This is a genomic window from Akkermansia sp. N21169, assembly GCF_029854675.1.
Classification (GTDB): domain Bacteria; phylum Verrucomicrobiota; class Verrucomicrobiia; order Verrucomicrobiales; family Akkermansiaceae; genus Akkermansia.
Genome location: NZ_JARWNC010000008.1, coordinates 1 through 9,645 on the forward strand (window position 1 = coordinate 1; position 9,645 = coordinate 9,645).

The 9,645-nt window shown below is 65.6% G+C and carries 1 protein-coding gene; it reads right to left on the reverse strand.

Translation table 11 applies throughout. The features are described 5' to 3' along the window. Nucleotides 1–27: 27 nt before the first annotated feature. Nucleotides 28–9,615 carry a hypothetical protein gene (locus tag QET40_RS00110; protein WP_280125133.1) on the reverse strand — a complete coding sequence of 3,196 codons (9,588 nt, stop codon included), beginning with the start codon at nucleotides 9,613–9,615 and terminating at the stop codon, nucleotides 28–30. Between the last annotated feature and the right edge of the window lie 30 nt (nucleotides 9,616–9,645).

The window sequence follows — 9,645 nt, forward strand, 5'->3', positions numbered from 1 at the left end:
CTGTGTGTTTGCGTCTTCTGTTCCTAATCAGAAGTTGTACCTGAATCCGAGTGATCCGTTGATGCTTGTGGCTCCGGAGCGGATATCGCCGTTGGCTTCGGCGAAGATGGTGCCCTGTTCACCGCTGGGGATGCTCAGTCCCGCCCCGAATTGCAGCGAGGTGGTTCCCAGTTCGGCGCCTCGCACTCCCGTCCTGTATTGCGGGAGCCCCGTGAAGCCGACGTCGGCCCGGGTGCGCGTGTCGCCCATGTCCTGGGCCACCTGGAAGCGGAGTTCGCCCTGGGACTGGCGTCCGAAGACGTTGCTGCCAATCAGGCTCAGGAAGCGGGCTCCGGCGGCGACGGTGGCCGTGGTGCCTTCCAGGCCGCCGACGCCGAGGCCGGCGGCTCCGGCTCCCGTTTCGCTGTAGTCGTTCATCGTGTAGCGGGCGACCTGGGCGGTGACGATGGGCTGGAGGATCATGCCGGATGTTTCATCCCCCAGGGAGATGTCGTAGCTGAGTTCGTAGAGGGCTCCGTAGGCGCTGCCGCTGGTTTCCCCGTGGCCTTCGTAGCCTCCGGCTCCGGCCCCGCCGTTGACGCTGCGGTCGTAGGTGGCGTTGTTCCAGCTGCCGGTGAGGATGAGGCTATGGCCCCAGTTCTTGTGCTGGTAGCGCCCGAAGAGGCTGACGTAGTAGCCGTCGAGGGTGCCGCTGAGGGTGTCGGCCGCACTGGAGGTGAGGTCGCCGTAGCTGGCGCTGAAGGCGGCTCCGACGGTGAGGCTGGGGCTCAGGTCGATGTCGGCTCCGCAGGTGCCTCCCCAGGTGTTGAGCTGGTAGCCCGCGCAGTCTCCGTCTCCGTCGACCCGGTTGTAGCTGCCGGTGCCCTGGACCCACATGTTGTAGAGGGGGAGGTCCCCGGCGTAGGTGTAGGCGGGGTTGAGGCCCATGTTGGCTACGCGGTTGCGGAGCATGTTCTGCTGGTTCTGGAATTCCCACCGCTGGGCGGTCAGGAGGCTCGTGACGGTGCTGCCGGCGGAGGCGGCCATGAGGCGGCTGGCTCCGGTGGCGTCGCCCGCGGAGATGCGGGCGTCGACGGCGTTGAGCAGTCCGGCGAGTTCTCCGGCGGGGTCCTGGGCCTGCGGGTTGAGGGTGGTCAGCACGCGGTCGAGGAGGGAGCCGCCGGCCGTGGCGACTTCACTCTGCCCCCGGTGGATGTAGAAGCCGTTGCGGTTGGCGGCGGTGGTGAGGGTGAGGATGCCGTTGACGGTGCGGACGCTGGAGGCGGCCGTGTCGAAGTATTTGCCGAAGAGTTCGTCGAAGGCGAGGCGCACGTCGCCTTCCTGGACGACGTGGTCGGCCAGGGCGACCTGGAGGGGGAGGTCCCCGTCGATGTATTCCTGGCCCCGGGCGGCGGCGAGGCGGAGGGTGGCTCCGCTGCCGATGCCGAGGGTGGCCTGGACCGCGTCTTCTCCCTCGGCCGAGGCGACGTGGAGGAGGGGTCTGCCTTCGCTGTTGATTCCCTGGGAGGTGTTGAGGGTGAAGGCGAGGACCGAGTCTCCGGCGATACTTCCGCCGTTGTTGAGGGTGAGGGTGTTGTTGGACCCTTCGGAGTTGCCCGCGAGGAGGTGGACGGTGCCGCCTCCCGAGGCGTTCAGTGAGCCGTAGGCGGCGCTGCCGGCCCGGTAGTCGAGGGTGAGCGTGCCGGAGGAGTCCGCCGCGAGGGCGGCCCCGGCTCCGTCGAGGGTGGTGACGGTGAGATGCGCCCCGTCGCCGGCGGCTTTGAGGTTGCCGGTGAAGGAGGCGAGGCTGCCGCCGAAGGTGGCCGTGCCTGTGATGGCGGCGGTGCCGGCCCCGGAGAGGCTTCCCGCGACGGCTCCGGGGGTGCCGGAGGAGTCGGAGGTGTACCAGTCGCGGAGGCGGGCTTCGGCGCCGCTTTCGAGGGCGAGGGTGGCTTCTTCGGCCTGGTCGAGGGTGACGCCGTCGAGGCCGGGCCGGGCCGCTTCTCCGGTTTCTCCGGAGGTGTCCGGGCTGCTCAGGAGGAGTTCCCCTCCCCGGAGGGTGACGAGGGCTTCCCCGGGGGTGGCGGCGCGGATGGTTCCTTTCCAGGTGCCGCCCCGGACGAGGTTGAGGCGGGTGCCTTCACCCAGGTCGATGGCGCCTCCCGTGGCTCCGCCGAGGGTGTCGGCGCTCAGGAGGCTGCCGTCTCCGTCGAGGGCGATGCGCCCGTTGGCTCCGACGCTCAGGGAGCCGGCTTCCAGGACGGAGTCGAGCCCGCTGAGGGTGAGGAGGGCTTCCGTTCCCGTCCCGGCTCCGGTGACTTCGAGGGCGGCCACGCTGTGGCTGCGCCCGGAGGCGGTGAGCTCGAGCCGGCCTTCGCGGACGGCTACGGTGCCGGCGGAGGAGAGGGTGCCTCCGATGGCGAGGGTGGCTTCTCCGGTTTTCTCGATGAGGGTGCGTTCGCCGCCGGTGAGGTTGCCGGCGAGGCGGGAGTGGACGAGGTCTCCGTCCTTGTCGCGCCCGTTGAAGAGGATGGCGCGGGCCGTGCCGGAGGCGTCGCCGCAGGAGATGTTGAGGTTGGCTCCGCGGACGCCGCTGACGTATTTCATGACGAGGGCGGGGTTGTCGCCGTCGCTGCCGGAGGCGGGGAGGGTGACGTTCATGTCCCGGTCGACGTAGACGGCACGGTAGTCGATGAGATCCCCGTTGCCGGTGATGTCGCCATGCCTGGAGGCGAGCCAGACGGAGAGGTTGCCGTCGACGATGACGTTGCCTCCCTGGATGCCGACGATCTGCAGGCCCCATTCGCGGAAGAGGGGGTTGAAGCGGATGGCGGTGCCGGGGTCGAGGGTGCCGTTGGTGATGCTCAGCGAGACGCGGTCGCCCAGGGGTTGGGGTTCGGCGTAGTCGGGGAGCAGTTCGCTCGCGTCGTATTTGACGGTGAGGGCGCGCAGGATGTTGGTCTGGAGGTCTTCGCCCAGCTGGATGTTCATGACGCCGTCTCCGGCCATCCCGACGGTGGTTTCGCTGCCCTGCGGGGCGGCGAAGTTGATCAGGGCGGTGGCTGCGCCGCCGGGACCCTGCGGGATTTCCTGCCCGGTGGAGGCGTCTTTGATGGTGGCGTTCATGGAGTCGAGCACGAGGTCGGCCCGGTTGAAGAGCACGTTGCCCCGGCCGAGGTTGTCGATGCTGCTGCCGGAGGCGAGGGTGGCGTTCCGCAGGGCGCTGCCGGTGAGTCCTCCCATGTCGAGGCTTACGGCGGGGCCGCCGATGAAGCCGCTTGCGTCGATGGCGCCTCCCAGGGCGGTGACGGTGCCGGAGGCCGACCAGCCGCCCGCGCGGCGGAGGGCCCCTCCCTTGATGGTGATGTCGTTGTCCAGGGCGAGGTCGTTGAGGTCGAGGATGCCTCCGTCGACTTCCATCAGGACGCTGCCCGTGTCGACTCCCGCGTTCAGCAGGACGACATGGTCGACTCCTCCGGCAGCAACGAGGGTGTAGTCCCCTTCGAGGGCTCCGGAGAGGACGGCGTCTTGCAGGACGAGGCGCTGGCCTTCGCTGCCGGTGATGGCGGCGTCGGCGTTCAGACGGAGCTTGTCGAGGGCGAGGAGGGCGTCTTCCCCGTCCCCGAGGACGAGGGAGGTGTCGCGCGTTCCGGCGCCCGGGACTCCGTTGCCCAGGACGATGGTGACGGCGTCCCCGTCGATGGCGGCTCCGGAGAGGTTGAAGACGGCTTGGTCGAGGACGAATTCACAGGCGCTTCCGGCGGTTCCGGAACTCCGGACGGCTCCCGCGAGGGTGATGGGACCGCCGTTGCCCGAGAGGGTGGCCGTGGTGCCCGAGAGGGTGGTGTCCCCGGACAGGACGGTGGCGTTGCCGACGCTCATCGACGAGCCTTGCCCGTAGGCGACGGTGGCGGAGACGGTGGCGTCTTCTTCCAGCATGGCGAGGCTTCTGCCTCCGAGGATGGAGACTTCGCCTTCCCCGGCGACGGCTTTCTGCAGGGTGACGGCAGCGCCGTTGATGCGCAGGGTGTGGCCCGCGTCGACGGTGACGAGGTTGTAGGATTCGCCCGAGAGGGTGAGGGTGCCTCCTTGGCCGGCGTCGCTGCGGCGGATGTTGGAGTAGGTGTCGGCATCGCGGTCGGTCAGGCGGATGCTCCCGGCGAAGTCGCCGGTGAGTTCGAGGTCGCCCGTGCCGAACTTGTTGAGGACGAGTTCGGCGTTGGAGTTCAACACGCTGTTGAGGCCGAGGGAGACACTGCCGGCTTCCCCGCCGACGGCGAGGTTGAGATCGTTGAGGATGGTGTTGCCCTGGTCGTCCTGGGTGGTGTTGACGATGAAGCGGTCGGAGAGGGCGTCGGAGACGCTCTTCGCCATGGCCGTGCCGAACTCGAGGGTGCCTCCGTCAAAGGTGATGGCGCCCTGCGTGCCGAGGGCCCGGGCGTCCTTCATCACCAGGGTACCCCGGCGAAGCGTGGTGCCGCCGGTGAATTCGTTGGCCTGGTGGAATTCGACGATGCCCACGCCGCTGACGAGCATGGTGGTGGCCAGGGGGGCTCCGGCGGCATTGAGGCCGTCTTTGATGGCTCCTCCCCGGAAGATGTAGGTGCCGTTGGATTCCACCTGGACGTAGACGGGGGTGACCCCCTCGGCGGCGATATCGACGGTATGCTCGGTCAGCGAGGTGTCGCCCGCCGCCCCGAAGAAGACGGCGTGGTTGGCCGGCCCGTCGGTTTCGGCCTCCTTGCCCTGCCAGTTGGCGTTGAAGGTGTTGCCGTCCACCCAGTCGGCCTGGGCGTTGCCCGCCCAGATCCAGGTCTTGGTGTCGGTGTTGATGTAGGCTCTCAGCACCCACGAGGCTCCGTCGCCGGAACGTTCCAGGGCGTAGGAGTAGATGGGCGAGACGTCGTCCCAGTCCATTTCCACCCCTCCTTCTCCCAGGGCGATGCCTTCCGTGAGGCTGCCCCCGTCGCTGCCGAACGAGGCGATTGTGTAGTTGCCTTCCGAGAGTTTTTGGAGGAAGTCGGCCGAGAAGTTCAGCGCGACGGATCCCTGCGAGGTGAGGGCTCCGGCGACGCTGACGAGGGCGTCCCCGGCGGACATGCTGAGGTTGTCCATCGTCAGCGACGTGCCCAGTTCCAGGCAGTCGGCCTTCAGGCGGGAGTTGGTCTTGAGGACCGTGCCCCCGGTGACGGAGAGCGTGGAGCCCGGCGTCATCGAAGAGAGGGTGTTGCCGCCGCCCAGGGAGAGCGAGGCGGCCGTGAGGGTGCCGTCGAGCGTGGCGGTGCCCGTGGCGTCCGACAGGGCGATATCCAGTTTGCCGACGCCCGAACCGGCGCCGCCCTTGAGCGAGCCGCCCGTCATTGAGACGTTGTTGGCCAGGGCGTTGCCGTTGATGTCCAGAACGCCGCCCGAGATGCTCGCCTCCTGCGTCCCCAGGGCGGAGGCGGATCCTGCGCGGAGGGTGCCCCCCGAAATGGAGACGGCGCCGCCGTAGCCCGAGTTGTCGCCCGACAGGAGCACGGTGGAACCGGTCACCGACAGGGCGCCCGTTCCGGTCATGCTCCCGGAAATGGTTTTATCTCCCGTGCCGCCGAAGCTCAGCGACGAGGCGGAGTCCCCGGTGTTCACGGCGCCCGCCGCAAAGGCTCCGCCGACCGTCAGGCCGGCTCCCGAACCCAGCACGACCGTGCCGCCGAAATCGCCGTTCGCCCCCGTCAGGGACAGACGGGAACCGCCGGCCACTTCCACCGTCCCGGTAAGCCCTCCGTACCCGGAGAGGGAACCTCCGTAGACGTAGCCTCCGGCTTCCGTTCCGTTGAACCTGACCGTGCCGCTTCCGGCGATGGCCATGTCCCCCGCCCTGAGGGAGGCGGACTGGAATTCCAGAACGCCGGATTCCACGCGCACCGCGCCGGTGGCTTCATAGTTGCCCGTAATCTTCAGGGAACCGGCACCCTGCTTGACAAGGACGTGGTTGCCTTCGTCCCCTCCGAGGTGGTTTCTGACCGTGCCGGAAATGAGGAGGTCCACATCCGCCGAACCGTCGGCCACGCTGATGACCGTGTCGTTCTGGCGCAGACCCACGTCGGCGGAGATCGTCGCCGTCGTTCCGGACGCTTCCGTAAGAATCTTCGCACCGCCCCCGAAGAGGTCGATCCCCTTGCCGGTCACTCCCGAGGCCAGCCCCACGGAGCCTCCCCGGAGCGTCAGGACGAGCCCCTTCATGGTCTGGCTGCCGGCCAGTTCGACGCGGCCCGCTTCCTCCACGCGGATTGCCGAGGTGTTCACGGAGGATCCTCCCCAGCCCGTCGCGTCCTTGCCCATCTTGAGCAGGCCGTCGACGACGGATACATCCCCCTTCACCACGCCGCCGGCTCCGCCGTCGCCGTTGCCCTTGAGTTCCACCGTCCCCCCGTTTATGGTCAGGGAACCGGATAAAATCCCCGTCCCGTCGAGCGTCAGCGTCCCGGCTCCTTCCTTCGCATACGAGGCGGCATTGTTCACCGCCGTGCCGAAGGTGACTTCGTCGCCGGCTCCGGAGATGTTCAGCGCCAGGGAGGTCCCGGCGGCGACACCGTCCTTCAGGCGGGCGGAAATGTCTTCCTCGTTGCCTTCCAGCCAGGTCAGCTTCGCGCCGCCGCCCGCCGAGATCTTCCCGGTGCCGAGGCCGCCGGAGACAAATTGCACTTCTCCCGACTGCAGGGACACCGCCCCCGACCAGTCCGAGCTGGCGAACTTCATGGAGACGACCGTGCCCGTCCCGGACACCGTCAGCGCTCCGTTGCCGGAAAGAGCCCCGTCCGTACCTTTCTCAAACGTGTAGCTGCCGCCCGTCACCGAGAGGGAACCGGGCTTCACCGTGCCGTTGACCGTCACCGTCTTGTCGGCCGCATCGGCTCCGAAGACGACCGAGTCGCCCGTGTGGAAGGCCGCCTCTTCGCCCGTCAGCCCCTGGGTGTTGGTCCAGGACGAGGCGTCCTTCAGGACTTCCCAGGCGTGCGAGCCGGAGGTGCCGGCCCAGGAGAGACTCACCGGATCGCTCTTCTTGAAATTGAGGGTCAGCGTGCTGCCCGACGTATCGAAGCTCAGCTTGCTGCGGGCCGTCTTGTCGTACTGCATCCCGATGACGGCAATTTGACTGTCGTCCAGGGAGCTGAAGCCGAGGCTCGCCGCACCCAGCAGCTTCATCGTGTAAGTGCCCGCCCCGAATCCGGCAAACGAGGCCAGGTCGAGCGTCAGCACCGTATCGCCCGTCCCCAGGGAGAGCGCTCCGTCCACCTGGTAGAGAGCCTTCGAATCGTTCTTCAGCGAATAGTCCGCCACGATCACGCCGCCGCCCAGCACCAGGCCGCCCGCAAGCGTCCCCGTACCGGCCGCGCTCGTCGTCAGCGTCTGTTTGCCGCTGAGCGTCCCCAGCTTCAGGGCGCCTCCGTCAAGATTCAGCGTCACGGCGTTCGTCGCTCCGAGATTCGTCGCGCCGCTCACGTCCAGAATGCCCTGGCGGGCCGTCATGACCGAGTCGAACGTGCCCAGGTCCCCCGTCAAAATCTGCGTCCCGGCCCCGTCGTGGATGATCGAAACCCCATCCCCGATATCGCTGGTGTACGTGTTGCTCACGCCGGACGCCGTCTCGATCGTCAGCGTCGCCTTGTCCACGCCGCTTCCCCGGGCGACGTTGTTGTGGTAGCCGCGGCTCTTCAACCCGGCAATCGTCACTTCCTCTACCCCGAGCTCCAGCTTCGAGGTCCCGTAGGTGTTCGTCGCGGTTTCAGACGTATCGGCCTGCAGCTCCACCGTCGCGTTCTTCAGGGCATTGGTGTCGTTGAGGCGCAGGATGAAGTGCTCCCGCCCGGCCGCTCCGCCGCAGTCGTTGAGCAGCGTCACCGTCCCGTTGAACGTCCCGGCACCGTTCAACTCGAAAATCCCGTCCACATCATTGTTATAATCCTTCCGCAGGGAAAGCGTCTTGCCCGCGGCATCCCCGTCGAGGGAATCCGCCGACACGATCCCGATGACCTTGTCGAGGGAAATCGACGAATTGTCCGTCACCGTCAGCTTGCCCGCCCTGAGCAGAACCTTCGCCGACGTGTCCGAACCTTCCTTCTCCGCCAGGTTGATCGTGCCTCCGTTCAAATTGATGTCGAGCTTGTTGTCTCCAAAGGAAACCTGGTTGGTGAAATTGAGCGTGCCGCCGTTGATCGTCACCGCCCCCGTCTGGCCGCTCAGGTCGATGCCCTTTTGAAGAACCAGCTTCCCGTCCTTGCCCACCGTCACTTCACCCGATACCCCGAGATCCGAGAGCTTCACCGTCGTATCCACACCGATCGATCCGGCCCCCCTCAAGTTCCCGGCATAGGCGAAATTGTCGTTCTTGGAACCGGCGAAAACGAGCCGGCCGCCCTCTTCGAAGGTGATGGCCGAGGCGCTGTTGATGCTCTGGGTCACCTGGGCGCCGCTCTCGTCGCCATCCACAACCCCCACCAGGGAATTGACCGTCAGGGTCGCGTCCTTCGTGATCGTAAAGCCGCCCAGATAGGAAAGGTTGTTGCCCGCCAGCACGACGCTGCCGTGCCCCTCGATGCGGAGTGAGGCATCGGCAGACCCCGTCAGGGCCCCCGAAATCGTCATGGCCGCCCCGTCCGTCGAACGCTGTCCCCCGGCCGCGTCGGTCGTGTTAAGCACGTACTTGTCCGTATGCAGCGTCACCGTCCCGTCCGGAAGCGTCAAACCCTTCGCTACCGTCGCGTCATCAATCAAACCCAAAGTCGAACCGGAAGACAGGGTCACGGTCAGGTTGCCGATATTGGCAATGCCATTGCTCCCGGCGATGTTCAACGCAGCACCATCGGCAACATTGACCTTCACCGTACCTCCCCCGCTTACGTTTACACCCTTGTTGAAATTGCCGATCCCCCCTTCTTTAATGTTAATCGTCCCTGTTTTTTTACCGGAACTATTCATTCCCATAAACGCATTGACGAGATTGAATTCACCGAAAATGTTAATCTCCGTATTGTCGTACATCCCGAGGAACAAGGCCCCGTCACCCGTATTGCTTGAACTGGTGCTGGTGCCGAGCGCGGAAAACACAATCCCCTTATAGATATTGATTATATTGGTTTTACTTCTCGAATAGGGAGACAAAAGAATGGTTTTATTGATAATGACGGCCCCGCTGTTTTCAACATCGCTCCGACCAAAATCAATCTGGCCGTAAGCCATTCCGATTTTGTCCATTTCCAGCGTACTCCCCTGTTGCAAATAGATGCGGCTGGTAAGGTATGTACCACCTAAATCGTTATATTCCTTCCCGAAAACTTTCGCGCCCCCGGTCAATTGATACGTCGCATTGTTGAGCATCCCAATGCCGTTGCCGAACTTCTTGGTCCCGCCATCCAGGGTGACGACGGCCCCGGATTCGGAACGCAGGACCAAATCCCCGTCAACGTCTCCGGAAATCGTCGCATCTTTCTGGAAGATCAACTTGCCCGCACCCGTCACATTGCCTATCTCGGTCTCTCCGGAAGTCGACAAAACCAAATCCCCTCCCCCCATGTTGAGAGAGGAGACGAGCAGGAACCCCGCGTTACTCCCGTCCTCAATCGTAAATGTCCCTGTGGTTTCGTTAAAAGACAAAGTTTCTTTAACATTCAGAGTGACTCCGTT